Consider the following 25,387-nt stretch of genomic DNA (forward strand, 5'->3'; position numbering starts at 1 on the left):
TTTGATGGAATTTAAAACTCCATATTCTAAGGGGAATAAATTTCGCAGATTGGTATGGAGTATGGTTTGGACTTGTTTTGCCCGTCCGTTTCCTCGCTCTATGGCAATGGGATGGAAACGTATGTTGCTTCGTGCATTTGGTGCAAAGATCGCACCTACAGCGATGGTGTATGCTACCGCCCACGTGTTTCAGCCGTGGCTGTTAATAATGGATGATTATGCTTGCTTGGCAGAGGGGGTAGATTGCTACAATACAGTATTGGTACGTATTGGACGTAATGCTACAGTTAGTCAACGGGCTTTCCTTTGCACGGCAGGGCACGATATATCAGATCCATATCATCATCAAACCGACGCTTCTATTGTGATTGAAGATAGGGCTTGGGTGTGTGCAGAGGCTTTTATTGGGCAAGGAGTTACTATTGGTGAGGGTGCTGTTTGTGCAGCTCGTGCAGTAGTGGTTAAGGATGTAGAGTCATGGACTGTTGTTGGTGGGAATCCAGCAAAGTTTATAAGAAAAAGAGTTTTAAATTATGAATAATTCTATTGCCGCTATTATATTAACAAAAAATGAGGCAAAGCATATTGTACGTTGCATACGTTCGCTAGAAGGGATATGTGACGAGGTGATTGTTGTAGACTCACTGAGTACAGATAATACATGTGAATTAGCTGAAAGTATGGGGGCTCGGGTATATCGAAATCCTTGGAAAAACTATGCTACACAGTTTAACTACGGGGTGTATGAGTGTGATATTCAGTCGGAATGGATTTGGCGCATTGATGCTGATGAGTTTTTAGAAGGCAACTTAGGTGATTCAATGAAGAGAACATTGGCCCAGTGTGATATGGATGTAAATGGCGTTTATGTGCGCAAACGTATAGACTTCATGGGGCGTCCGTTGTTACATGGAGGATGGTATCCATCATATCACTTAAAGGTGTTCCGTAAGGGACATGGTGACTGTGAAAATCGATGGATGGATGAGCATATCCGCCTCTTTGATGGTAAAGCGATTACTGTGAATGAAGGTAATCAGGTGGATGCCAATCTTAATAATTTGACTTGGTGGACGGAAAAGCATAACGGGTATGCAACTCGTGAAATGGCTGATATGCTGATGATGGAGTATGCTATGGATGCTAAAGCACAGGAAGTAGTTCCTAAACTTTTTGGGACGGAGGAGCAACGCAAACGTTGGCTAAAAATGAAATACATTAAGTCACCTCTTTTCATACGACCTTTTGTCAACTTTACTATCCGTTATATTTTGAAAGGCGGTTTTCTTGATGGAAAAGAAGGTTTCATCTGGCACATCTTACAAGGCTTTTGGTACAGAATGCTGGTGGATGCAAAGGTGTATGAACTGAAGAAGCAATGCGGGTGGAATGAAGAAATGATAAAGACATATTTGAAAGAGAAATTCCTATGATCTTTTGATATGTGTAAGGTCTTTGATGTATAATAAAATTTTATGAAAGTATCTATAATAACGTCGTGCTTTAATCGTGCGGCGACGATTCGTGGTGCCATAGAGAGTGTATTGGCACAGGACTATAATAACATAGAGTTTATTGTTGTAGATGGGGCGAGTACGGATGGTTCGTTGGAGATTATTAGAGAATATGAAGGTCGTATCTCAACTATTATCTCGGAGCCCGATCATGGAATGTATGAAGCCATCAATAAGGGAATTCGTGTGGCTGCAGGTGATGTAATCGGATTGCTACATTCGGATGATTTCTTCTATGATAATGGGGTCATAAGCCGCATTGTAAAGCAAATGAAGACTACTCGAGCAGATTTTCTGTACGGTGATGGACTTTTTGTAAATCCTGATAATACAGACAAAGTAGTACGTAACTGGATTGGCGGTGATTATCGTTTGTGGAAGGTACGTCATGGCTGGCTTCCATTACATCCCACTTGTTATATTCGCCGCGAGGTAATGATGAGACTAGGTCTTTATAACGAAAGTTATAAGATTGCTGCGGATAGTGAACTGCTGGTGCGTTATCTGATGACGGGCGGGCTTTCTGTTACTTATTTGAAAGAGTATGTTGTACGTATGCGCATGGGAGGGCTTTCTACCGATAGTGCTAAGCGTAAGAAAATGTGGGGAGAAGACATTAGAGTGTACTCCTCTCACGGTCTATGGCCTACTCTGACTAAATTAGAGAAGATGGCATGGAAAGTACCACAGTTTGTGTTGGCATTATTGAAAGGATAATGGCAATTAAATGAGATTGGTTGCTGATTTGTGCAGAGCAACTAGCTATTTTCTAAAAATAGCTCCTGAAGATTATTAGCTTATAATATAACGATACATGTAGGTCCCTAATTTCATGCTACACACATGAATCCCCTACATTTTGCAGGTTGGGAAAAATACAGCGGTATATTCCTGATCTGTCCCCCTCATATTAGCAAAATGCTGATATGTATTCTAAATATATCAACTGTCTGTGAAGATCGTTGATATATTGTTTTTTTAATAGCATGCTTATTGATTAAAGATAATATTCAGATTTCTAGTTTTGTATAATAGAAAGAATTAGAATATTTTTTATTGATTATCTATTGTGTTTTTGAAAGAAAATGCATTTCTTTGTAATATAGATAAAAGCAATTTATTATGTTGACTACTGTAGAATATTTATCTTTGCTTCGTGAGTATATGCGCAAGAATGCAGCTAAATATGGTATTTCTCGCATGGGGATATTTGGCTCCGTTGCTCGTGGTGAACAACATGAGGGTAGTGATGTCGATATTTGTGTTGAAATTGATAGACCTTCTATCTTTACTTTAGTTCATATTAAAGAAGAATTGGAAAAACTATTGAAATGCCCTGTTGATCTGGTTCGGTTGCGAAATAATATGGATGAATTATTGAGAGGGTGTATCAATAAAGATGGAATTTATGTGTAAAAGTCAGATAATAGAATCATTGCTAAAGAAAATTTTCCAAACGGTGGAAAGGATATTAGCGAACTCGGAAACTATTACTTCCCCTTCTTTTTATTTATTGACTCCATCCGGAATGGAAAGACTAGAGAGTACTTGTATGTTATTAATAGCCATCGGTGAAGGAGTGAAAGGTGTTGATAAATTAACAGATAAAAAGTTATTATCTTTCTATCCAGAGATGGATTGGAAAGGTGTAATGGGAATGAGGGATATAATCGCACATCATTATTTTGATTTAGATGCTGAAATTGTTTATGACGTGATAAAACATGATTTGCCGAAGTTAAAAGATGTGTTACAACAAATCATAGACGATTTGAAAATATCCAATCAAGCGATTGACTAAATGGTTTTTATCTCAAATTTCTAAAATACGCCCGTATCTTCCGCATAATCTTGATTCCCATCACTACGCCATCAAATACAGCCATACCGGTATTGAACGAACGCATGAGTGCATCCGCCTTGTTGGTTGCCGGAGCAAGTGGGGCAAATATTTCGCGTGTAGTAGCTGTCATGGCTTTTTTTTGAGCATGGATCTCATTTAAAAGCTTCTTTTTACGTTCGGCAATCTCTTCTAATGTAAATTTCTGCGGGGTCTGCACATTCATAATTTATTTATTTGAATCAGTTAAAAATAAATTAGCGAGGAAGTTCACCATCGGAGAAATGATGAGCTGCTTGCGGAAAATAATAACCAGGGCGATGAGAACAACATTGATGCCTGCTATGATGGCGAAACTCGACATCAGACCGCCCACTAAAGGCTCCAATATATAAGCAAGAGCAAAAAGCAGATAAAACAGGGCAACCATGCCAAGGATAATAAGTACTAATATCATAATTAACGTGGAAAAAAGTATGGTTAACTTCTCCGTCAATTCTAATTTGGTATATTCTTTTTGAAGCTCCAGATATTTCTTGAACTCGAAAAACAACTGCTGAAAATTCTCAATACTTTTATCGTCTGCAAACATGGTCGCTCTGTTTTTAGTCTTTGGTTACTCACTTATTCTGCTATTTCTCCCTTCATCTCGGCAGCGATCTCGTCAACGAGAGTTTCCATTTCACTGCGATTAAGCTTGATTCCTTTTTTACGAAGAATCTCTGCGATTTTATGACGGGTATCTTCTCCCTTTTCAGGAGCAAATAAAATACCAAGGGCTGCACCTACGGCTGCACCACCCAGAAAAGCTGCTAAAACATTCAATCCTTTCATAATGTATAATGTTTAAAATGATTATGATACAACAAATATAACATTTTTATGGAAAGGTTGTTCGTGAAAACTGAATTTTTTTGCTACGTTTTATAATTCTTTTTTTCTTTTATGGTTTAATCTTATTTAACTGACTTTCGTAGCTAACCTTTGAAGGTTAAGGCGTACTTTTGTTTTCGAATATTGTAAATCAAAACATAATGGAAGCTAAGATTGTTTTTATAACTGGCGCCAGTAGCGGAATTGGTGAGGGTTGTGCCCGTAAATTTGCGAGGGAGGGATGGAATCTGATTCTGAATGCCCGTACCGTATCGAAACTGGAAGAACTGAAAGCTGAACTGGAAGGGGCGTATGGTGTCCGGGTTTATATATTGCCTTTTGATGTGCGCGACCGGAAATTGGCTGCCGCCTCTTTGGAATCATTACCCGAAGAATGGAAGGCGATTGATGTGTTGGTGAACAACGCCGGACTGGTGATCGGTGTGGATAAGGAATTCGAGGGTAGCCTGGATGAATGGGATATCATGATCGATACGAATATAAGGGGACTGTTGGCTATGACGCGTTTGGTGGTGCCCGGTATGGTGGAACGCGGACGCGGACATATTATTAATATAGGATCTATTGCGGGGGATGCCGCTTATCCGGGCGGAAGTGTGTATTGCGCAACGAAAGCTGCCGTGAAGGCTCTTTCGGACGGACTCCGGATTGATCTGGTGGATACTCCATTGAGAGTGACGAATGTCAAACCGGGAATGGTGGAGACAAACTTTACAGTGGTGCGTTATCGGGGAGATAAGGAAGCTGCCGATAATTTTTATAAAGGGATTCGTCCGTTGACGGGAGATGACATTGCAGAAACGGTTTATTTTGCCGCGTCGGCTCCTGCACATATTCAGATTGCGGAGGTACTTTTGATGCCTACTTATCAGGCAACAGGCACTATTTCGTATAAGAAGAAGCCGGAATAGACGTTTTTTTGACGGATTTCTTTGCCGGATGATAAAATTTCTATTATTTTGTTGCCCGAAACTAAATATAATAGACGAGAATATTGAATTATTAATTAAAACAGAGTATAGGATTATGAAAAAATTAGTCGTATTAGGAATGGGAGTATGCTTGGTGCTAGCATTTGCATCTTGTAAATCCAGCGAAAGTGCCTATAAGAAAGCTTACGAAAAAGCAAAACAGCAAGAATTGGCAGAACCGCAGGTGGAAGCTCCGGTAGAGGTTACTCCGGTGGTTGCAGCTCCTGTGACAACTACTAAAGTGGCAGATACATCCGGCGTTCGTCAGGAAAAGGTTACAGTGGTTTCCGGTAACGAAGGATTGAAAGATTATAGCGTTGTAGCAGGTAGCTTTGGTGTGAAAGCGAATGCTGAAGGCCTGAAAGATTGGTTGGACGGACAGGGATATCACTCTACGATTGCATTTAATGCTGATAAGGCAATGTATCGTGTGATTGTGAACTCTTTTGCTGACAAGACTGCTGCTGCTGAAGCTCGCGATGCATTCAAGGCTAAATACCCGAACCGTTCGGATTTCCAGGGTGCTTGGTTGCTGTATCGTGTATATTGATTTCTTTTTGGTAATATATATTGGAAAGAACGAACGTTTTTTTCCGAATAAGAAGGCGGTAACTGGGAAGTTACTGCTTTTTTATTGAAAATGAGTGGCTTTTTCGTTTAGATATTTTTATCTTTCTACTAAAAGAAGTTATAAATGATAGTGGGGAAACTTTTATAGCAAAGAAAGTTTTTACTTTTGTCAACTCTTAATTTGGAGGATGTTTTGCCTGAATGTGAATAGGGCATTAATTTAGAGATTGAATGGAACAAAAATATGTAATGGCTGCTATCGACGCGGCTCTAAAAGCAGGTGAAAAGATTCTTTCTATTTATAATGATCCGGCATCGGACTTTGAAATAGAGAGGAAAGCTGACAACTCTCCGCTAACTATAGCAGACAGAAAAGCGCATGAAGCGATTGTGGCTATTCTGAACGATACTCCTTTTCCTGTTCTTAGTGAAGAAGGGAAGCATTTAGGGTATGAGATCCGTCGAGGATGGGATACTTTATGGATTGTAGATCCGCTGGATGGAACGAAGGAGTTTATTAAGCGCAATGGAGAATTTACGGTAAATATCGCTTTGGTGCAGAACTCTGTACCTGTATTCGGTATTATTTATGTGCCTGTTAAAAAAGAACTTTATTTCGGGATCGAAGGTGTAGGGGCTTATAAATGTTCCGGTATTGTCAGTTTGGAAGATGACGGCGTGGCATTGGAACAACTGATTGGGAAGTCGGAACAGATACCTTTGAAGGAGGTGCACGATCATCTGATCGTGGTTGCTTCCCGTTCGCACCTGTCGCCTGAAACGGAATCATATATTGCAGATTTGAAGAAGAAACACGGCAGTGTGGAGTTGATTTCGAGCGGAAGTTCAATTAAAATCTGTCTGGTTGCTGAAGGTAAGGCTGATGTATATCCGCGTTTCGCTCCGACGATGGAGTGGGATACGGCTGCCGGGCATGCGATAGCCCGTGCTGCAGGGATGGAAGTATATCAGGCTGGAAAGGAAGAACCTCTACGATATAATAAGGAGGATTTATTGAATCCGTGGTTTATCGTTGAGCCAAAAAGAGAACACTAAATAATGTTTATATGACATTTGAAATTGTATTTGTACTATTATCCCTATTAGGAATGGTAGCGGCTTTGATAGCAGATAAGATGCGTCCGGGCATGATACTTTTTTCGGTAGTGGTTTTGTTTCTGTGTGCCGGCATTCTGACTCCTAAGGAGATGCTGGAAGGGTTTAGTAATAAAGGGATGATTACCGTTGCTCTGCTGTTTCTGGTGAGTGAGGGTATTCGTCAGTCGGGCACATTGGGACAAGTGATTAAGAAGTTGCTTCCGCAAGGAAAGACGACAGTATTTAAGGCACAGTTGCGTATCTTACCTTCGGTGGCATTTATTTCTGCCTTTCTGAATAATACGCCTGTTGTGGTTATTTTTGCCCCGATTATCAAGCATTGGGCTAAGTCGGTGAATCTCCCGGCTACGAAGTTTCTGATTCCTCTTTCTTATGTGACTATTTTGGGAGGTATCTGTACCTTGATCGGTACTTCTACCAATCTGGTGGTGCACGGTATGATATTGGAGGCCGGATTTGAAGGCTTTTCTATGTTCGAGCTCGGAAAGGTGGGTATTTTTATAGCTATTGCCGGTATCATTTATATATTTCTTTTCTCTAAACGTCTTTTGCCGGATGCACGTCCGGATACGGCTGTGCCGGATGAAGAAGTAGAAGAAGGGGAGAAGTTGCATCGGGTAGAGGCTGTTTTGGGTGCCCGTTTTCCCGGTATCAATAAAAAACTGAAGGATTTTAATTTCCAACGTCATTATGGTGCAGAGGTAAAAGAGATCAAGACACGTAACGGACAGCGCTTCGTCACTAACTTGGACGATGTGGTACTTCATGAAGGGGATACGCTTGTTGTGATGGCTGATGATACTTTTATCCCGACGTGGGGGGAATCTTCTGTGTTTGTCTTGTTGACAAACGGGAATGAACCGGATACTAGCGGGAAGAAGAAGCGTTGGTTTGCTTTGTTGTTGCTGGTGCTGATGATTGTCGGCGCAACGGTGGGTGAGCTTCCGATAACGAAGGAGATGTTTCCGGATATCAAACTGGATATGTTTTTCTTTGTGTCTATTACTACTATTATTATGGCATGGACGAATCTGTTCCCTGCCCGTAAATATACTAAATATATTTCGTGGGATATTCTGATTACTATTGCCTGTGCTTTTGCTATCAGTAAGGCAATGGTGAACTCTGGTGTGGCGGATAGTGTTGCGAAGTTTATTATCGGGTTGAGTGATGATTACGGCCCGCATGTGTTGCTTGCAATGGTATTTATTATCACGAACTTGTTTACGGAATTGATAACTAATAATGCAGCAGCGGCTTTGGCGTTTCCTTTGGCACTGTCAATCTCTGCCCAATTAGGAGTGAGCCCTACGCCTTTCTTTGTGGTGATCTGTATGGCTGCATCTGCCAGCTTCTCGACACCGATCGGTTATCAGACAAATTTGATTGTGCAAGGTATCGGTAACTATAAGTTTACGGATTTTGTACGTATCGGGTTGCCGCTTAATATTATCACTTTCTTAATCTCTATTATTCTGATCCCGTTGATCTGGAACTTTTAAATAAAATTGTAAATGGAAGAAAAGAACCATATATATCCGATATTTGACCGCATGATGACGCGGCAGGACAAAGAAGTGCTTTTGGGGCAACACAGTGTGATGATCTGGTTTACCGGATTGAGTGGTTCCGGAAAGAGCACGATTGCCATCGCATTGGAACGTGAACTTCATAAGCGTGGATTGCTTTGCCGTATCCTGGATGGGGATAATATCCGTAGTGGAATTAATAATAACCTGGGATTTTCCGAAACGGACCGGGTGGAAAATATCCGTCGCATAGCGGAAGTGTCGAAGTTGTTTCTGGATAGTGGTATCATTACGATTGCTGCATTTATCAGCCCTAATAATGATATTCGCGAAATGGCTGCAAACATTATTGGTAAGGATGATTTTCTGGAGGTTTTCGTTAGTACTCCGCTGGAGGAATGTGAGAAACGTGATGTGAAAGGATTGTATGCGAAGGCACGGAAAGGGGAAATTCAGAATTTTACAGGAATTTCCGCACCTTTCGAGGTTCCCGAACATCCGGCTTTGTCACTGGATACTTCCAAATTGACTTTGGAGGAGTCGGTGAACCGTTTGTTGGAGCTTGTTTTGCCAAAAGTGAAGTGTATAAAATGAAATAAATATGGAAGAATATAAATTAAGCCACTTGAAGGAGCTCGAAGCCGAGTCTATTCATATCATCCGCGAGGTGGCGGCGGAATTTGAGAATCCGGTGATGCTTTACAGTATCGGAAAGGATTCCTCGGTGATGGTACGCTTGGCTGAAAAAGCGTTTTATCCGGGTAAAGTGCCATTCCCGTTGATGCATATCGATTCGAAATGGAAGTTCAAGGAGATGATTCAGTTTCGTGATGAATATGCGAAGAAGTACGGATGGAATCTGATTGTTGAAAGTAATATGGAGGCTTTTCATGCAGGGGTAGGACCTTTTACGCATGGAAGCAAGGTGCATACGGACTTGATGAAGACGCAGGCTTTGCTTCATGCGTTGGATAAGTATAAGTTTGATGCTGCATTTGGTGGTGCCCGTCGTGACGAGGAGAAGTCACGTGCGAAGGAACGTATTTTCTCTTTCCGGGATAAGTTTCACCAATGGGACCCGAAGAATCAGCGTCCTGAATTGTGGGATATTTATAATGCCCGCGTGCATAAGGGGGAAAGTATTCGTGTATTCCCGATTAGCAACTGGACTGAATTGGATATTTGGCAGTATATTCGCTTGGAGAATATTCCGATCGTTCCGTTATATTATGCTAAGGAGCGTCCGGTAATTAATTTGGATGGCAATATTATTATGGCGGATGATGACCGTTTGCCTGAAAAGTACCGTGACCAGATTGAAATGAAGATGGTTCGTTTTCGTACGTTGGGCTGCTGGCCTCTGACAGGGGCAGTGGAAAGTGGAGCTGCTACGATTGAAGAGATTGTGGAGGAAATGATGACTACGACGAAGAGTGAACGTACTACCCGTGTGATTGACTTTGACCAGGAGGGTAGTATGGAACAAAAGAAGCGTGAGGGATACTTTTAATTGTAACTAGTAATGGCAGATAATAAATTAGATATAAAAGCTTTTCTGGACAAGGATGAACAGAAAGACTTGTTGAGATTGTTGACTGCGGGTTCGGTAGATGATGGAAAATCTACGTTGATCGGACGCTTGTTGTTTGACAGTAAGAAATTGTATGAGGATCAACTGGATGCACTGGAACGTGATAGTAAGCGTGTAGGAAATGCAGGCGAGCATATTGATTATGCGTTATTACTGGATGGTTTGAAGGCTGAACGTGAACAGGGTATTACGATTGACGTGGCTTATCGCTATTTTTCTACTAATGGCCGTAAGTTTATCATCGCGGATACTCCGGGACACGAACAGTATACCCGTAATATGATTACCGGAGGATCTACGGCTAACTTGGCTATTATCCTGGTGGATGCCCGTACCGGAGTGATTACCCAGACTCGTCGCCACACTTTCCTGGTGTCTTTGCTGGGAATCAAGCATGTGGTGTTGGCTGTCAACAAGATGGATCTGGTGGATTTCTCGGAAGAGCGTTTTAACGAGATTGTAGCTGACTATAAGAAGTTTGTTGCTCCATTGGGTATTCCTGACGTCAACTGTATTCCACTTTCTGCATTGGATGGGGATAATGTGGTGGATAAGTCTGAACGTACTCCATGGTACAAGGGGATTTCTTTGCTCGATTTCCTTGAAACGGTTCATATTGATAATGACCATAATTTTACGGATTTCCGTTTCCCGGTTCAGTATGTGCTTCGTCCGAATCTGGATTTCAGAGGATTCTGTGGTAAAGTTGCATCCGGTATCGTTCGCAAAGGGGATACGGTGATGGCACTTCCTTCCGGAAAAACATCTAAGGTGAAAAGCATCGTGACTTATGACGGGGAATTGGATTACGCTTTCCCACCGCAGTCTGTGACCTTGACATTGGAGGATGAGATCGATGTGTCGCGTGGCGAAATGTTGGTGCATCCTGACAATCTGCCGACGGTGGATCGTAATTTTGATGCTATGATGGTCTGGATGGATGAAGAACCGATGGATGTAAATAAGTCGTTCTTTATTAAGCAGACTACCAATTTGAGTCGTACGCGTATTGATACGATAAAGTATAAGGTGGACGTGAATACGATGGAACATCTGTCTCTGGAGAATGGTCAGCTGACTAAAGAGATGTTGCCTTTGCAGTTGAATCAGATTGCCCGTGTGGTGCTGACTACGGCTAAGGAATTGTTCTTTGATCCTTATAAGAAGAATAAATCTTGTGGCTCATTTATCCTGATTGACCCGATCACTAATAATACTTCGGCAGTAGGTATGATTATCGACCGCGTGGAAATGAAAGATATGAGTGACACGGAGGATATTCCGGTATTGGATATGGCAAAACTGGGAATTGCTTCGGAACATTATGAAGCGGTAGAGAAAGCTGTGAAGGAACTGGAACGTCAGGGCCTTGCAGTGCGACTAATAAAATAGATTGTTCAACAATAAATTGAAAACTGAAAATGACAGCATTCTGTCGTCTTTAATTTTTAATTCTTAATTTCTAATTAATAAAGTGGGATTACTCGAATTTAATAAACTTCCGATTAATACATTGGTAGGTGCCGACTGGAAGACATTCAAGGCTATCACCGCCGGTCGTGAAATTGACGCAGCCTACAAAGGTAAATACCGATTGACGAAGGCTGTGTGCCGATTGCTTTCTCCACTGGCGTCATTACAAGACAGGCGTTACGAGAAGTTGCTGGCTAATCAGCCGTTGGAGCATGATCCGGTGTTCATTTTGGGACACTGGCGGAGTGGAACTACATTTGTACATAATGTGTTCTCTTGTGACAAGCATTTTGGGTATAACACTACTTATCAGACTGTATTTCCTCATCTGATGATGTGGGGACAGCCTTTCTTCAAAAAGAATATGAGTTGGCTGATGCCGGATAAACGTCCGACGGATAATATGGAACTGGCAGTGGATCTTCCCCAGGAAGAGGAGTTTGCTTTGTCGAACATGATGCCTTATACATATTATAATTTCTGGTTCCTGCCGAAATATCAGCAGGAGTATGCCGATAAGTATCTTTTGTTTGATGATATAACGGATGCCGAATTGAAGGTGTTTGAAGAGGTGTTCACGAAGTTGATTAAGATTTCTTTGTGGAATACCCAGGGAACTCAATTCCTTAGCAAGAATCCTCCGCATACCGGAAGGGTGAAGGAACTGGTGAAGATGTTCCCGAATGCTAAGTTTATCTACCTGATGCGTAATCCGTATACCGTATTCGAATCTACACGCAGTTTCTTTACAAATACGATTCAACCGTTGAAGTTGCAGGATGTCAGCAATGAACAATTAGAGGAAAATATCATTTCTATCTATGCAAAACTTTATCATAAGTATGAATCGGATAAGAAATTTATTCCGGAAGGTAACTTGATGGAAGTGAAATTTGAAGATTTCGAAGCGGATGCGATGGGAATGACGGAGAATATTTATCAGTCTCTTTCTATCCCTGGATTTGCCGAAGCACGTAGTGATATAGAAAAATATGTGGGCGGAAAGAAGGGATATAAGAAGAATAAGTATAAATATGACGACCGTACGATTCGTTTGGTAGAAGAGAACTGGGATTTTGCTTTGAAACAATGGGATTATAATTTATAAGAAGAAAAAGAAAGGAAAAGTATTGATGATTCAGAAAAGCGTTCATCGCCTGTTGATGACAGGTTTCGTTGCATTTATTTCTTCCTTGTCTTTGATGGCGCAACATAAAGTTGAAATGCTTCCTTTTGGGGACATGGATCAATGGGTGGACCGTCAGATAAAGGAATCGAGCATTATCGGTGGGAATACAAAGAATGTATATGCGATAGGGCCGACGACGGTAATTAAGGGAGATCAGGTTTATAAGAATATGGGCGGATCGCCTTGGGCTACTTCAAATGTGATGGCGAAAGTTGCCGGTATTACGAAGACTAATACTTCGGTATTTCCGGAGAAGCGGGGAGATGGGTATTGCGCCCGTTTGGATACGCGCATGGAGAGTGTGAAAGTGTTGGGACTGGTTAATATTACGGTGTTGGCGGCTGGCTCTGTCTTTACCGGTTCGGTGCATGAGCCGATTAAGGGTACTAAAAACCCACAGAAAATGTTGCAGACCGGTATTCCGTTTACCAAAAAGCCGGTGGCTCTTCAGTTTGACTATAAAGTGAAGATGTCCGACCGGGAGAACCGTATTCGCGCTACCGGTTTCAGCAAGATTACGGATGTTCCCGGAAAAGATTATCCGGCAGCTATCCTGCTTCTGCAAAAACGTTGGGAAGATGCCAATGGAAACGTGTATGCAAAACGGATAGGGACTATGGTGACTTATTACTATCATTCGATGGACTGGAAAAATAATGCGACCTATGAGATTATGTACGGTGACATCACGAATCGTCCGGAATATAAGTCGCACATGATGCGTTTGCAGGCGACTGAAAGTTATACGGTGAACAGTAAGGGTGAAAGCGTGCCTATTCATGAAGTGGCCTGGGGAGATGAAAATGATGTTCCGACTCATATGTGTCTTCAGTTCACGTCCAGTCATGGAGGAGCCTATATCGGTTCTCCGGGAAATACACTGTGGATTGACAATGTAAAACTGGTATATTAACTAAAGTATATAGACAAAGAATAGAAATAGTCAGTGATCTAATTTCATCACTGACTATTTTTTTTGTTTTAATTCTTCCACAACAAACCCCTTCAGATGCCTTCTGAAGTTATATTACACTTTTATCGCTCTATAAAATTCTATGAATGAATGAAAATTTACGTGTTTTTTTGTTTGTGTTATATTAAATATCTATATTTGCACTAATTTTAGAAGAAAGGATGACGTTTATTGTCTCTTAGTCAGGTGTGGAACATTTGGGTTGTGTATCTAGCCTGTAAGACAATTGAAATATATTATTTACTAAAATAAATTGAGATGAAAAAGGGTTTATTGTTTATTTTATTGGCAGCAGTCTCAGTATGTCTGCCTGCACAAGAAAAAGAAAATGCAGCAAAGAGTTATAGAGTGGAAACAAATCGCTTTGGTGCTAACTGGTTTATTAGTGGTGGCGTTGGCGCACAAATGTATTTTGGCGACAATGATGGTAAAGCTGACTTCGGAAAACGTCTTGCTCCGGCACTTGACATTGCTGTAGGTAAGTGGTTTACTCCGGGTATCGGATTGCGTGTAGCTTACAACGGGCTTCAGGCTAAAGGTGCTACTCCTAATGCTAATGGTCCGCTTGTAGACGGAGGACAGTATTCTAATGGCTACTACAAAGAAAAGTGGAATGTTATGAACTTCCATGGAGATGTATTGTTGAATCTTACCAATATGTTCTGTGGATATAAAGAAGATCGCGTGTACTCATTCATTCCTTATGTAGGAGCTGGGTTTGTACATACAGGTAAAGGTCCGGGTTATGACGAACTGGGTATCAATGCCGGTTTAATCAACCGTTTCCGCCTGTCTTCTGCTTTGGATCTTAACGTTGAATTGCGCGGACTTTTGATGAAAGGCGCATTTGGCAATTCAGGTCCTGAAGGATTGGCTGGTCTGACTGTAGGTGTTACTTACAAGTTTAAGAAACGTGGTTGGGATGCTGTTCCTACTGTACCAATGGTTCCGGAAAGCCAGTTGAACGACATGAGAGACAGAGTGAACGCTTTGAAGGGTGAAAACGAATCTTTGAAACGTGACTTGGTTGAAGCTCGTAACAAGAAACCTGAAGTGATCGTTAAGAAAGAAGCTGGATTCGTTCCACGTCTGGTTGTTGTATTCAATATCGGAAAGAGCAACATCAGCAAGAGAGAATACATGAATATTGAAGCTATGGCTAAGGGTATCAAAGCAACTGATAAAGTGTTTACTATAACAGGATATGCTGATAAGGGTACTGGTTCTGCTGAATACAACATGAAGTTGAGTAAGAAGAGAGCTGAAGCTGTTCGTGACCTGATGGTTAATGAATTTGGTGTTCCTGCTTCTCAATTGAAGGTTGATTACAAGGGTGGTGTAGGCAACATGTTCTATGATGATGCTAAGTTAAGCCGTGTAGCTATTGTTGAAGAATAATATACATTTGAAATAATAGAATAAAAGAGACGTTTCCTTTCACGGGAAGCGTCTTTTTTGTATTTTTGTACCCCATGAGCAGAATAGTAGCAATAGATTATGGAAGAAAACGTACCGGAATAGCTGTGAGCGATACAATGCAGCTGATCGCAAACGGATTGACGACGGTGCCCACGCATGAACTTCTGAACTTTATCGGTGAATATATAGCTAAAGAACCGGTGGAGCGGATTATTATTGGATTGCCCAAGCAAATGAATAATGAGGTTTCGGAGAATATGAAGAATATAGAGCCTTTTGTTCGTTCGCTGAAAAAGCGTTATCCGGACCTTCCGGTCGAATATGTGGACGAACGTTTCACTTCTGTTCTTGCACACCGTACCATGTTGGAGGCCGGCTTGAAGAAAAAGGACCGGCAAAATAAGGCATTGGTGGACGAGATAAGTGCTACTATTATTTTGCAAACATATTTGGAGAGTAAACGTTTTTAGTATAGGACATAAGAATAACTTAATTTTTTAGTAGAGTATAAAAATATGATTTTACCTATTTATGTATATGGCCAACCTGTATTGAGAAAGGTTGCAGAGGACATAACACCGGATTATCCGAATCTGAAAGAGTTGATTGAGAACATGTTCGAAACAATGGTACATGCAGACGGTGTAGGATTGGCTGCTCCACAGATTGGTTTGCCTATTCGCGTGGTTACGATTACATTGGATCCGCTTTCGGAGGAATATCCTGAATTTAAAGACTTTAATAAGGCTTATATCAATCCCCACATTCTGGAAGTAGGGGGTGAAGAAGTGAGTATGGAAGAGGGATGCTTAAGCCTTCCCGGTATTCACGAAACAGTGAAAAGGGGTGATAAAATTCGCGTGAAATATATGGACGAGAATTTTGTGGAGCATGAAGAAGAGGTGGAAGGTTATCTGGCTCGGGTGATGCAACATGAGTTCGATCATTTGGATGGTAAGATGTTCATTGACCATATCTCACCGCTTCGTAAGCAGATGATTAAAGGAAAGCTGAATACGATGTTGAAGGGAAAAGCGCGCAGTTCATATAAGATGAAACAGGTGAAATAAAGATAAAAAACGTTTATATCCCTGTTAAGTAAGCGAAAAACATTATTTTTGCTTCGTTTACAAGCATAAAATATCAATGGTAAAAAGAATCTTAACAGTTTTATTACTGTTCCCAACGCTGGTGTGTGCTCAAATAAATACGGATCGGGTGATGACTATTGCCCGAAACGCTCTTTATTTTGAGGACTATGTACTTTCTATTCAGTATTTTAATCAGGTTATTAACGCTAAGCCTTATCTGTATGAACCTTATTTCTTCAGGGCATTGGCTAAACTGAATCTGGAGGATTTTCAGGGTGCTGAAGCAGACTGTGATGCAGCTATCCAACGCAATCCATTTGTGGTGGGTGCTTATCAGATTCGTGGTTTGGCAAGGATTCGTCAGAGTAAATTTGATGGAGCGATTGAGGATTATAAGAAAGCATTGCATTATGATCCGGAGAATATTACTTTATGGCATAACCTGACATTATCTCATATCCAGAAGAAGGATTATAATGCTGCGAAAGAGGATTTGGAAAGCTTGTTGAAGGTGTCTCCACGCTATACCCGTGCTTATTTGATGAGGGGGGAAGTGTCTTTACAACAGAAAGATACGATTGCTGCCTTGAATGACTTCAATAAGGCGCTTGAACTGGATAAATATGATCCGGATGCTTGGGCTGCAAGAGCGATTGTTAAATTACAACAGGCTAAGTATGCGGAAGCGGAAGCGGATTTCAACCGTGCTATTCCGTTGAGTGCTAAGAATGCTGGAAATTATATAAACCGTGCATTGGCTCGTTTTCATCAGAATAATTTAAGAGGTGCCATGAGCGATTATGATCTGGCATTGGATATTGATCCGAATAACTTTATCGGTCATTATAACCGCGGATTGTTACGTGCACAGGTAGGAGATGATAACCGGGCTATCGAAGACTTCGACTTTGTTATCAAGATGGAGCCGGATAATATGATGGCTGTCTTTAACCGTGGTTTGCTGCGTGCGCAAACGGGTGATTATCGCGGGGCTATACAAGATTACACAACTGTTATCAATCAGTATCCGAACTTCCTGGCCGGATACTATCAGCGTTCGGAAGCTCGCAGAAAGATTGGAGATAAGAAGGGTGCGGAGCAGGATGAATTTAAAGTCATGAAGGCGCAGATCGACAAGCAGAACGGTGTGACGAACAAAGATGTAGCACAGAACAAGGATAAGGAAAATGATGAGGAAGGCGGAGAGAAGACCCGTAAGAAATCCGATAAGAATATGAATAACTATCGTAAGATAGTGATTGCGGATGATTCTGAAGCCGAACAACGCTATACAAGTGATTATCGTGGTCGTGTGCAGGATAAGAACGTAAATATAACGCTGGAGCCGATGTTCGCTTTGACTTATTATGAGAAGATGAGTGACGTAAAACGTTCGGTGAACTTCCACAAATATATTGAAGACTTGAACCGTACGGGTATACTTCCGAAACGTCTTCGTATCACAAATATGGAAGCTCCGTTGACGGAAGAACAGGTGAAGGTGCATTTTGCCTTGATTGATACGCACACATCGGCGATTGTGGAAGATGACAAGAATGCTTCGAAACGTTTTGCCCGTGCAATTGATTTTTATCTGGTGCAGGACTTCTCGAGTGCGGTTTTCGATTTGACCCAGACGATCTTGCTGGATGGTGATTTCTTCCCGGCATATTTTATGCGTGCGCTGATCCGTTGTAAACAGTTGGAGTATCAGAAGGCTGAACAAGCTGTCGAAACAGATGTTGTTCCGGGTGATAATAAGCGTAAGGAGATTACCGCAGTAGATTATGAAGTGGTCAGAAAAGACTTGGATAAGGTGATTAATCTGGCTCCGGACTTTGTATACGCATATTATAATCGTGCTAATGTTTCTGCCATGTTGAAAGATTACCGTGCCGCAATTATCGACTACGATAAGGCGATCGAGCTAAATCCTGATTTTGCGGATGCTTATTTCAACCGTGGACTGACTCATATTTTCTTAGGAAATAATAAGCTGGGCATTTCAGATTTGAGTAAAGCCGGTGAGTTGGGGATTGTTTCTGCTTATAATGTTATCAAACGTTTTACAGATCAATCGGAATAACATTTTTTTGATAAAAAATAGAAAACTCAAAAGATTTAGTTACTTTTGCGTTCAAATTATGAAAATATAACATCATCATATTATGATAAAGATAACATTTCCCGATGGCTCCGTTCGTGAGTATAACGAAGGAGTGAACGGTTTACAGATTGCTGAAAGTATCAGCTCGCGTCTGGCACAGGAAGTGCTGGCATGTGGCGTGAACGGCGAGACTTATGATTTAGGACGTCCTATTAATGAAGATGCTAATTTCGTTCTTTATAAATGGGATGATGAAGAAGGTAAGCATGCATTCTGGCATACAAGTGCACACTTGTTGGCGGAAGCTTTGCAGGAACTTTATCCGGGTATCCAGTTTGGTATCGGACCGGCTATTGAAAACGGATTCTACTATGATGTGGATCCGGGTGAAGCGGTAATTAAAGAAAGCGACCTTCCTGCCATTGAGGCTAAAATGTTGGAACTGGCTGCAAAGAAAGAAGACGTAGTCAGAAAAAGCATCGTAAAAACGGATGCTCTGAAAATGTTTGGTGATCGTGGCGAAACATATAAATGTGAATTGATTTCTGAACTGGAAGACGGACACATTACGACTTATACGCAGGGTGCGTTTACTGACCTTTGTCGTGGTCCTCACTTGATGACGACTGCTCCGATCAAGGCTATTAAGTTGACTTCAGTGGCTGGTGCTTATTGGCGTGGTCATGAAGATCGTAAGATGCTGACTCGTATTTATGGTATCACGTTCCCGAAGAAGAAAATGCTGGATGAGTATCTGGTGTTGTTGGAAGAAGCGAAGAAGCGTGACCACCGTAAGATCGGTAAGGAGATGCAGTTGTTTATGTTTTCTGAAACTGTAGGTAAGGGACTTCCTATGTGGTTGCCGAAAGGTACTGCATTGCGTCTGCGTCTGCAGGAGTTCTTGCGTCGTATCCAGACACGTTACGATTATCAGGAGGTGATTACTCCGCCAATCGGTAATAAGTTGCTGTATGTGACTTCGGGTCACTATGCAAAATATGGCAAGGATGCTTTCCAACCTATCCATACTCCGGAAGAGGGGGAAGAGTATTTCTTGAAACCGATGAACTGTCCTCACCACTGTGAGATTTACAAGAACTTCCCACGTTCTTATAAAGACCTTCCGTTGCGTATAGCTGAATTTGGTACGGTTTGTCGTTATGAACAAAGTGGAGAGTTACATGGTTTAACTCGTGTTCGTAGCTTTACGCAGGATGATGCGCATATCTTCTGTCGTCCGGAGCAGGTGAAAGATGAGTTCCTTCGTGTGATGGATATTATATCTATTGTGTTCCGTTCTATGGATTTCCAGAATTTTGAAGCACAGATATCTTTGCGTGATAAAGTGAACCGTGAAAAGTATATTGGTAGCGATGATAACTGGGAAAAAGCGGAACAGGCTATTATCGAGGCTTGTGCGGAGAAGGGCTTGCCTGCTAAGATTGAGTATGGAGAAGCTGCTTTCTATGGTCCTAAGCTCGACTTTATGGTGAAAGACGCTATCGGTCGTCGTTGGCAGCTGGGTACTATCCAGGTTGACTACAACTTGCCGGAACGCTTTGAACTTGAATATATGGGCTCTGATAATCAGAAGCATCGTCCGGTGATGATTCACCGTGCTCCGTTCGGATCAATGGAACGTTTTGTTGCTGTATTGATTGAGCACACTGCCGGTAAGTTCCCATTGTGGCTGACACCGGAACAGGTAGTTATTCTGCCGATCAGTGAGAAGTTCAATGAATATGCAGAACAGGTGAAGATGTATCTGAAAATACACGAAATCCGTGCGATTGTAGATGATCGTAACGAGAAGATCGGCCGCAAGATTCGTGATAATGAAATGAAGCGCATTCCTTATATGCTGATTGTCGGTGAAAAAGAGGCGGAAAATGGTGAAGTTTCTGTTCGTAGACAAGGCGAAGGTGACAAAGGAACCATGAAATTTGAAGAATTTGCTAAAATTTTGAACGAAGAAGTTCAGAATATGATAAATAAATGGTAACTTTGCAGCCGTTTCAGAATAAAATATTTAGTATAACAATAAAAAGATCAAACTAGGAAGTAAACGTTTTTAATGAAGAATGACACTCTAAAAGGGCAATACAGAATCAATGAACAGATTCGTGCCAAGGAAGTTCGCATAGTAAGCGATGATATTGAACCGAAAGTATATCCAATCTTTCAGGCTCTGAAAATGGCTGAAGAAAAAGAATTGGATTTAGTGGAAATTTCTCCTAATGCTCAACCCCCTGTTTGTCGTATTATTGATTATTCTAAATTTCTTTATCAATTAAAGAAACGTCAGAAGGAACAGAAAGCGAAGCAGGTGAAGGTTAATGTGAAGGAGATTCGTTTTGGTCCCCAGACAGATGACCATGATTACAACTTTAAGTTGAAACATGCTAAAGGATTCTTGGAAGACGGTGATAAGGTGAAGGCTTATGTATTCTTTAAAGGTCGTTCTATCCTTTTTAAGGAACAAGGTGAAGTATTGTTGCTTCGTTTTGCGAATGATTTGGAAGACTATGCTAAAGTGGATCAGATGCCGATATTGGAAGGTAAGCGTATGACTATCCAGCTTTCTCCGAAGAAGAAAGAAGCTCCTAAAAAGTCTGCAACGGCCGGAGCACCGAAACCTGCTACTCCTGCACAAAAAGCAGAGAAGCCGGAAACGAGCGAAGAATAAGAAAAGGATGCGTAACGCGCAGGTATAGTGCGTTGCCATTATATATTTAATAATTTAAAAACAAGTAAGATGCCAAAGATGAAGACTAACTCCGGTTCTAAAAAAAGGTTTACCCTTACCGGAACAGGTAAAATCAAAAGAAAGCACGCTTTTCACAGTCACATTTTGACTAAGAAATCCAAGAAGAGAAAAAGAAATCTGTGCTACTCTACAACTGTTGATACAACAAATGTAAGCCAGGTTAAGGAACTCTTAGCAATGAAGTAATCAAAAGCGTAAAAGTATTATTAAAGTATTAACCGAATGCATTAGCCTGAAGTTCGCTGCGTGAAGTAGCGGCGCTAACATTCAAAAAAAGTAAAACTATGCCAAGATCAGTAAATCATGTTGCTTCAAAAGCAAGAAGAAAGAAAATTTTGAAATTGACCAGAGGTTACTTTGGTGCAAGAAAGAATGTATGGACCGTAGCTAAAAACACTTGGGAAAAGGGTTTGACTTACGCGTTCCGTGACCGTAGAAATAAGAAAAGAAACTTCCGCGCTCTTTGGATACAACGTATCAACGCTGCTGCACGTCTTGAAGGAATGTCTTATTCTAAATTGATGGGCGGTCTGCACAAAGCCGGTATTGAAATAAACCGTAAGGTTTTGGCTGATTTAGCTATGAATCACCCGGAAGCTTTCAAAGCTGTAGTTGCTAAAGCTAAAGCTGCTTAAGCATCAATAGTTTACGAGTTACAAAGTGTCAGTTACTAAGCTAGTAACTGACACTTTTCTTTTGTTAGGCGGATAAAAGGGAGTGAAAAAAATGTTAGTAGGTAAACAAATTCCTTTTTTTTCTTGTTAGTCTCATAGATTCTTATTACATTTGTGATACAAAAATATTAGCCGTATCGACTGGATCGGGAAACTCTTCAAATTAATCTGATGCACCGAGAAAGCTTCGTTCTTCAATGGCGGGCCACATCCTTCGGGACAGCTTTAAGCCGGTGGATTACAAAGAGGGCGAGCGCTCAAATCTTGTTCTATCAGAGTTTCATCACATCGTCGATGCGGCTTTTTTTATATACTTTTCTATGATATTTTATTTCTCCGGTACAGGTAATTCTAAGTGGATTGCAAATCAGCTTTCCAAAGAGCAAAAAGAAGAGTTGGTTTTTATTCCCGATGCGCTAAAGAATGAAGCATTGGAGTTTAGTTTGCAGGCAGGTGAAAAGATCGGTTTTGTATTTCCTATCTATTCGTGGGCTCCTCCTGAAATCGTACTTAATTTTATTCGGCAACTCTCTTTAAAGGGGTATAAAAGACAATATTTGTTTTTTGTTTGTTCCTGTGGGGATGATACCGGGCTTACGCAGCAGGTGCTGGAGAAGGCTTTGAGTCATAAAGGCTGGAAGTGTCATGCAGGCTTTTCTGTGACTATGCCCAATAATTATGTATTGCTTCCCGGTTTTGACGTAGATAAGAAAGAATTGGAGGAGAAAAAACTGGCAGATGCTATTCCGACTCTCAATCAAATAAATGCTTCAATAAGTAGGAGAGAGGAGTTGTTTCTTTGTCATGAAGGGAGTATTCCTTTTATTAAGACGAGGATTATCAATCCTTTATTTAATCGCTTTCAGATGTCTCCCGGGAATTTTTATACTACGGATGCTTGTATTGGATGTAAGCGTTGTGAGAAGAGTTGTCCGGTAGGGAATATTATGATGATGGGCAGAAAGCCTGTTTGGGGGATGGATTGCACCTCATGCCTGGCATGTTATCATGTTTGTCCGCAGCATGCGGTGCAATATGGGAAAAGAACGAAAGATAAAGGGCAGTATTTCAATCCTAATTAATCTACTCGCCAATTAATCTACTCGTCTTTGATTTTAATGCAGCAATTGGATAAGTCTTCAATGATAGCCAGGCTTTCTACTCTGACGCTTTGCTCCTCAAGTTTTTTACGCCCATTTTGGAAGGCTTTTTCAATAATGAATCCCATTCCTACCAAGTTTGCTCCGGATTGCTTGATGAGGTCGATAATGCCTAATGCGGCATTGCCATACGCGAGGAAGTCATCCACGAAAAGAACATTGTCATTTGGAGTGAGGAAATCGGCACTGATAACGACTTCATAATCACGATCTTTAGTGAATGAGTGCACAGTGGTGCTTAGTGCATTCTGGATGGTTTTAGGAGACTTCTTCTTTGCAAATACAACTGGTAAATCCATCAGGTAGCCTGTCATGATAGCAGGGGCGATGCCGCTGGCTTCGATTGTCATAATCTTATTTACGTTTGTGGCTGCAAAACGGCGGACAAACTCAACTCCGATTGATTTCATCAGGACAGGGTCCATTTGATGATTAATAAAACCGTCTACTTTCAGGATACCTCCTTCGTAGCACTTTCCGTCTTGCAGAATTCTTTTTTTAAGTAATTGCATGCTGTATGATATTAATTAAATAATGTGCTAATATTCCATTCCGCATGGTGAACAGCGGTTGGTATATTAGCACATGGAAATTTGAATTGTTACTTGTTGTCTCTTAAGTCTTTTACTCGGACGGCTTTTCCTTCGCTTTGCGGGAGAGAGCCTTTTTTTACCAGTTTAACTTTGGGAGTCACCAATATTTCATCCTTTAATTGGCGGGTTATATCCTTGCGGATCTTCTCCAGTTCAATATAATTGTCAGTGGAAAGGTCGCTTAATTCTACTTCGACGATCATCTCGTCTTGGTTGTTGACTGTTTCCAGTGTAATCAGGTAATTGCTGCCTAATTCGGGAAATTGTACGAGTATCTTTTCTACTTGCATCGGGAAGATATTTACTCCCTTGATAATGAACATATCATCACTGCGCCCCTTGATACGATCAATACGGATGTGCGTGCGGCCGCAGGGGCATTTTCCCGGAAGAATACGGGTTAAGTCACGGGTGCGATAGCGGATTAACGGCATCATCTCCCGGTCGAGAGTCGTAAGTACTAATTCTCCGATTTCTCCTTCCTGAACGGGTTCTCCTGTTTCCGGATCGATAATTTCTACCAGATAACAGTCTTCCCAGAAGTGCATTCCGTTTTGTTCCTGACATTCGAAAGCAACACCGGGACCGTTCATTTCTGTCATACCGAAGCTGTTGTATGCTTTTACGCCCAGCATCTTTTCTATTTTCCGGCGTTGTTCGTCGGTGTGAGGTTCAGCACCGATAACCAGCGTTTTCAGTGTGGTTCCTTTGGGATCAAGGCCTTCTTCCTGAAAGACTTCGGCAAGGCGGATGGCATAGCTGGGGATAGCATGTAAAGCGGTAGTCTTGAAGTCGTTGATGAATTTAATCTGTCGTTTACTGTTTCCGGCTGCGGCAGGGACTGTCAGACAGCCCAGGCGTTCTGCACCGTATTGGAAGCCTAACCCTCCTGTAAACATACCGTATCCGGAGCTGTTTTGGAAGACGTCGGTCTTGCGTATTCCTACTGCGTACAGGCAGCGGGCTACCAGGTTGGCCCAGGAGTCGAGATCGTGCTGTGAATGGACAATAACTGTCGGGTTTCCGGTAGTACCACTAGAAGAGTGAATACGTACACCATCATTGCTCATATCACCTGCTACCAGCCCGAAAGGATAGTGGGCACGCATATCGGCTTTGGTAGTAAAGGGCAATTTGCGGATATCGTCTAATGATTGTATGCTATCTGCAGTGATGCCATGTTTGCTGAAAACTTCTTTGTAATATGGGGAGTTTGCAGCTATATTGATTGTTTTCTTAAGCCGTCGAAGTTGTAATTCCTGCAACTTCTCCCGGCTCATGGTTTCTAGTTCTTCTTCCCAGTATTGTGTATTCATGATAATGCCTGTTATTACATTAGCTTTTCTGCAATTTCCTTGCCGGCAGCCAATGCTTTAAGATTCATTTCTACAATTGCTTCTCCCTTGCGCAGGAAGATTTCACGGATGCTGTCTTGTACTTTTCCGTAGTCGATGCCAAGGAATGGAATGGTTGCTCCCAGTAAGACTATGTTGGCAACGCGGGCGGAGCCTACTTCTTTGGCTACTTTGTCTACGTTCAACACAATTTTGTGAGGCAGCTTATTGATTTCTGCCATTACTTTGTCTGCTTCCGGATAATTGGGGATATTGACAAACGGAGTTTCGTTAGTCACTAACCAACCGTTAGGGCTAAGATAAGGGAGGTAGCGCAATCCTTCCATGGGTTCCAATGAAATGATAAGGTCGCATTTACCTGATGGGATCAAGTCTGAAGCAATCGGCTGGTCGCTGATACGGAGGTTGGATTGAACATCTCCTCCGCGTTGGCTCATTCCGTGCACTTCTGCTTGTTTCATATATAATCCTTCTTTCAAGGCAGCTTTGCCGATCACTGTAGCAATAGACAGAATTCCCTGTCCACCGACTCCTGATAATATAATGTCTTTCTTCATG

The 25,387-nt window shown here is 41.5% G+C and carries 29 protein-coding genes; 23 read left to right on the top strand and 6 right to left on the bottom strand.

The window, feature by feature from the left end:
* The first annotated feature begins 4 nt into the window (after window positions 1-4).
* The 5 genes from AB5217_RS11845 to AB5217_RS11865 all read left to right on the top strand — a co-directional run bounded on the left by AB5217_RS11845 (window position 5) and on the right by AB5217_RS11865 (window position 3,315).
* Window positions 5-541 (top strand): hypothetical protein, encoded by a 537-nt coding sequence (locus AB5217_RS11845; RefSeq protein ID WP_004307260.1) that lies wholly within the window; start codon window positions 5-7, stop codon window positions 539-541.
* Window positions 534-1,433, top strand: a complete 900-nt coding sequence (locus AB5217_RS11850; RefSeq protein ID WP_004307259.1) for a glycosyltransferase family 2 protein — start codon at window positions 534-536, stop codon at window positions 1,431-1,433. The genes AB5217_RS11845 and AB5217_RS11850 overlap by 8 nt, the downstream gene beginning before the upstream one ends.
* A gap of 42 nt (window positions 1,434-1,475) precedes the next feature.
* On the top strand, window positions 1,476-2,231 hold the full coding sequence (locus AB5217_RS11855) for a glycosyltransferase family 2 protein (RefSeq protein ID WP_004307258.1): 756 nt from the start codon (window positions 1,476-1,478) through the stop codon (window positions 2,229-2,231).
* A 405-nt stretch (window positions 2,232-2,636) separates the two neighbouring features.
* The gene (locus tag AB5217_RS11860; RefSeq protein WP_004311443.1) at window positions 2,637-2,930 is read left to right on the top strand and encodes a nucleotidyltransferase family protein; all 294 of its coding nucleotides are present in this window, start codon (window positions 2,637-2,639) and stop codon (window positions 2,928-2,930) included.
* Entirely contained in the window at window positions 2,923-3,315 is a 393-nt protein-coding gene (locus AB5217_RS11865; RefSeq protein WP_008644079.1) for a DUF86 domain-containing protein, read from the top strand. Before AB5217_RS11860 ends, AB5217_RS11865 begins: the two co-directional genes overlap by 8 nt.
* Before the next feature lie 7 nt (window positions 3,316-3,322).
* On the opposite strand, the gene AB5217_RS11870 is transcribed toward AB5217_RS11865, so the two are convergent.
* Genes AB5217_RS11870 through AB5217_RS11880 form a run of 3 tightly spaced genes read right to left on the bottom strand, consistent with a single transcriptional unit; the run spans window position 3,323 to window position 4,188 of the window.
* Window positions 3,323-3,580, bottom strand: coding sequence for a hypothetical protein (locus AB5217_RS11870; protein WP_368112851.1), 258 nt, complete (start codon window positions 3,578-3,580; stop codon window positions 3,323-3,325).
* Window positions 3,581-3,583: 3 nt separating this feature from the next.
* A complete protein-coding gene (locus AB5217_RS11875) occupies window positions 3,584-3,946 on the bottom strand; it encodes a phage holin family protein (RefSeq protein ID WP_004297511.1) in 363 nt (120 codons plus the stop codon).
* Between the two features lie 32 nt (window positions 3,947-3,978).
* A complete protein-coding gene (locus tag AB5217_RS11880) occupies window positions 3,979-4,188 on the bottom strand; it encodes a YtxH domain-containing protein (protein ID WP_004297513.1) in 210 nt (69 codons plus the stop codon).
* Window positions 4,189-4,388: 200 nt separating this feature from the next.
* On the opposite strand from AB5217_RS11880, the gene AB5217_RS11885 reads away from it, so the two are divergent.
* The 18 genes from AB5217_RS11885 (at window position 4,389) to AB5217_RS11970 (ending at window position 22,803) form a co-directional block, all read left to right on the top strand.
* Window positions 4,389-5,159: an SDR family oxidoreductase gene (locus AB5217_RS11885; RefSeq protein ID WP_004307255.1), complete on the top strand. Its 771-nt coding sequence runs from the start codon at window positions 4,389-4,391 to the stop codon at window positions 5,157-5,159.
* A 115-nt stretch (window positions 5,160-5,274) separates the two neighbouring features.
* The gene (locus AB5217_RS11890) at window positions 5,275-5,769 is read left to right on the top strand and encodes an SPOR domain-containing protein (RefSeq protein ID WP_004311445.1); all 495 of its coding nucleotides are present in this window, start codon (window positions 5,275-5,277) and stop codon (window positions 5,767-5,769) included.
* 251 nt (window positions 5,770-6,020) lie between these two features.
* Entirely contained in the window at window positions 6,021-6,845 is an 825-nt protein-coding gene (gene cysQ / locus AB5217_RS11895; RefSeq protein ID WP_008651639.1) for a 3'(2'),5'-bisphosphate nucleotidase CysQ, read from the top strand.
* Window positions 6,846-6,856: 11 nt separating this feature from the next.
* Entirely contained in the window at window positions 6,857-8,410 is a 1,554-nt protein-coding gene (locus AB5217_RS11900; protein WP_032843318.1) for an SLC13 family permease, read from the top strand.
* A gap of 12 nt (window positions 8,411-8,422) precedes the next feature.
* On the top strand, window positions 8,423-9,031 hold the full coding sequence (gene cysC, locus AB5217_RS11905; protein ID WP_032843319.1) for an adenylyl-sulfate kinase: 609 nt from the start codon (window positions 8,423-8,425) through the stop codon (window positions 9,029-9,031).
* Window positions 9,032-9,038: 7 nt separating this feature from the next.
* A complete protein-coding gene (gene cysD / locus AB5217_RS11910) occupies window positions 9,039-9,947 on the top strand; it encodes a sulfate adenylyltransferase subunit CysD (RefSeq protein ID WP_004297523.1) in 909 nt (302 codons plus the stop codon).
* 12 nt (window positions 9,948-9,959) lie between these two features.
* Complete coding sequence (gene cysN / locus AB5217_RS11915) at window positions 9,960-11,420, top strand: sulfate adenylyltransferase subunit CysN (protein WP_032843320.1); 1,461 nt, start codon at window positions 9,960-9,962, stop codon at window positions 11,418-11,420.
* Window positions 11,421-11,502: 82 nt separating this feature from the next.
* Window positions 11,503-12,609, top strand: coding sequence for a sulfotransferase family protein (locus AB5217_RS11920; RefSeq protein WP_004297525.1), 1,107 nt, complete (start codon window positions 11,503-11,505; stop codon window positions 12,607-12,609).
* Between the two features lie 25 nt (window positions 12,610-12,634).
* Entirely contained in the window at window positions 12,635-13,603 is a 969-nt protein-coding gene (locus AB5217_RS11925) for a PCMD domain-containing protein (protein ID WP_032843321.1), read from the top strand.
* Window positions 13,604-13,921: 318 nt separating this feature from the next.
* Entirely contained in the window at window positions 13,922-15,061 is a 1,140-nt protein-coding gene (locus AB5217_RS11930; RefSeq protein ID WP_004319109.1) for an OmpA family protein, read from the top strand.
* A gap of 74 nt (window positions 15,062-15,135) precedes the next feature.
* On the top strand, window positions 15,136-15,552 hold the full coding sequence (gene ruvX, locus AB5217_RS11935; RefSeq protein WP_004307247.1) for a Holliday junction resolvase RuvX: 417 nt from the start codon (window positions 15,136-15,138) through the stop codon (window positions 15,550-15,552).
* A 45-nt stretch (window positions 15,553-15,597) separates the two neighbouring features.
* Complete coding sequence (gene def / locus AB5217_RS11940) at window positions 15,598-16,152, top strand: peptide deformylase (RefSeq protein WP_004297529.1); 555 nt, start codon at window positions 15,598-15,600, stop codon at window positions 16,150-16,152.
* Window positions 16,153-16,228: 76 nt separating this feature from the next.
* Window positions 16,229-18,259: a tetratricopeptide repeat protein gene (locus tag AB5217_RS11945; RefSeq protein ID WP_032843322.1), complete on the top strand. Its 2,031-nt coding sequence runs from the start codon at window positions 16,229-16,231 to the stop codon at window positions 18,257-18,259.
* Between the two features lie 82 nt (window positions 18,260-18,341).
* The gene (gene thrS, locus AB5217_RS11950) at window positions 18,342-20,282 is read left to right on the top strand and encodes a threonine--tRNA ligase (RefSeq protein WP_032843323.1); all 1,941 of its coding nucleotides are present in this window, start codon (window positions 18,342-18,344) and stop codon (window positions 20,280-20,282) included.
* A gap of 72 nt (window positions 20,283-20,354) precedes the next feature.
* Window positions 20,355-20,966 (top strand): translation initiation factor IF-3, encoded by a 612-nt coding sequence (infC, locus tag AB5217_RS11955; RefSeq protein WP_032843324.1) that lies wholly within the window; start codon window positions 20,355-20,357, stop codon window positions 20,964-20,966.
* A gap of 69 nt (window positions 20,967-21,035) precedes the next feature.
* Window positions 21,036-21,233 carry a 50S ribosomal protein L35 gene (gene rpmI / locus AB5217_RS11960; RefSeq protein WP_004297539.1) on the top strand — a complete coding sequence of 66 codons (198 nt, stop codon included), beginning with the start codon at window positions 21,036-21,038 and terminating at the stop codon, window positions 21,231-21,233.
* 98 nt (window positions 21,234-21,331) lie between these two features.
* The gene (gene rplT, locus AB5217_RS11965; RefSeq protein WP_004297540.1) at window positions 21,332-21,682 is read left to right on the top strand and encodes a 50S ribosomal protein L20; all 351 of its coding nucleotides are present in this window, start codon (window positions 21,332-21,334) and stop codon (window positions 21,680-21,682) included.
* Window positions 21,683-22,041: 359 nt separating this feature from the next.
* The gene (locus AB5217_RS11970) at window positions 22,042-22,803 is read left to right on the top strand and encodes an EFR1 family ferrodoxin (RefSeq protein WP_032843327.1); all 762 of its coding nucleotides are present in this window, start codon (window positions 22,042-22,044) and stop codon (window positions 22,801-22,803) included.
* Window positions 22,804-22,820: 17 nt separating this feature from the next.
* Here AB5217_RS11970 and xpt read toward each other — a convergent pair whose 3' ends face one another.
* The 3 genes from xpt to AB5217_RS11985 all read right to left on the bottom strand — a co-directional run bounded on the left by xpt (window position 22,821) and on the right by AB5217_RS11985 (window position 25,386).
* Window positions 22,821-23,393: a xanthine phosphoribosyltransferase gene (gene xpt, locus AB5217_RS11975; protein ID WP_004297542.1), complete on the bottom strand. Its 573-nt coding sequence runs from the start codon at window positions 23,391-23,393 to the stop codon at window positions 22,821-22,823.
* Window positions 23,394-23,482: 89 nt separating this feature from the next.
* Window positions 23,483-24,790 carry a phenylacetate--CoA ligase gene (locus AB5217_RS11980; RefSeq protein ID WP_004297543.1) on the bottom strand — a complete coding sequence of 436 codons (1,308 nt, stop codon included), beginning with the start codon at window positions 24,788-24,790 and terminating at the stop codon, window positions 23,483-23,485.
* Between the two features lie 14 nt (window positions 24,791-24,804).
* Entirely contained in the window at window positions 24,805-25,386 is a 582-nt protein-coding gene (locus AB5217_RS11985) for an indolepyruvate oxidoreductase subunit beta (protein ID WP_004307241.1), read from the bottom strand.
* Between the last annotated feature and the right edge of the window lies 1 nt (window position 25,387).

The organism is Bacteroides sp. MSSM.1001136sp1_RTP21357st2_D2_RTP21359_211015 (genome assembly GCF_040913205.1).
Lineage (GTDB): Bacteria > Bacteroidota > Bacteroidia > Bacteroidales > Bacteroidaceae > Bacteroides > Bacteroides ovatus.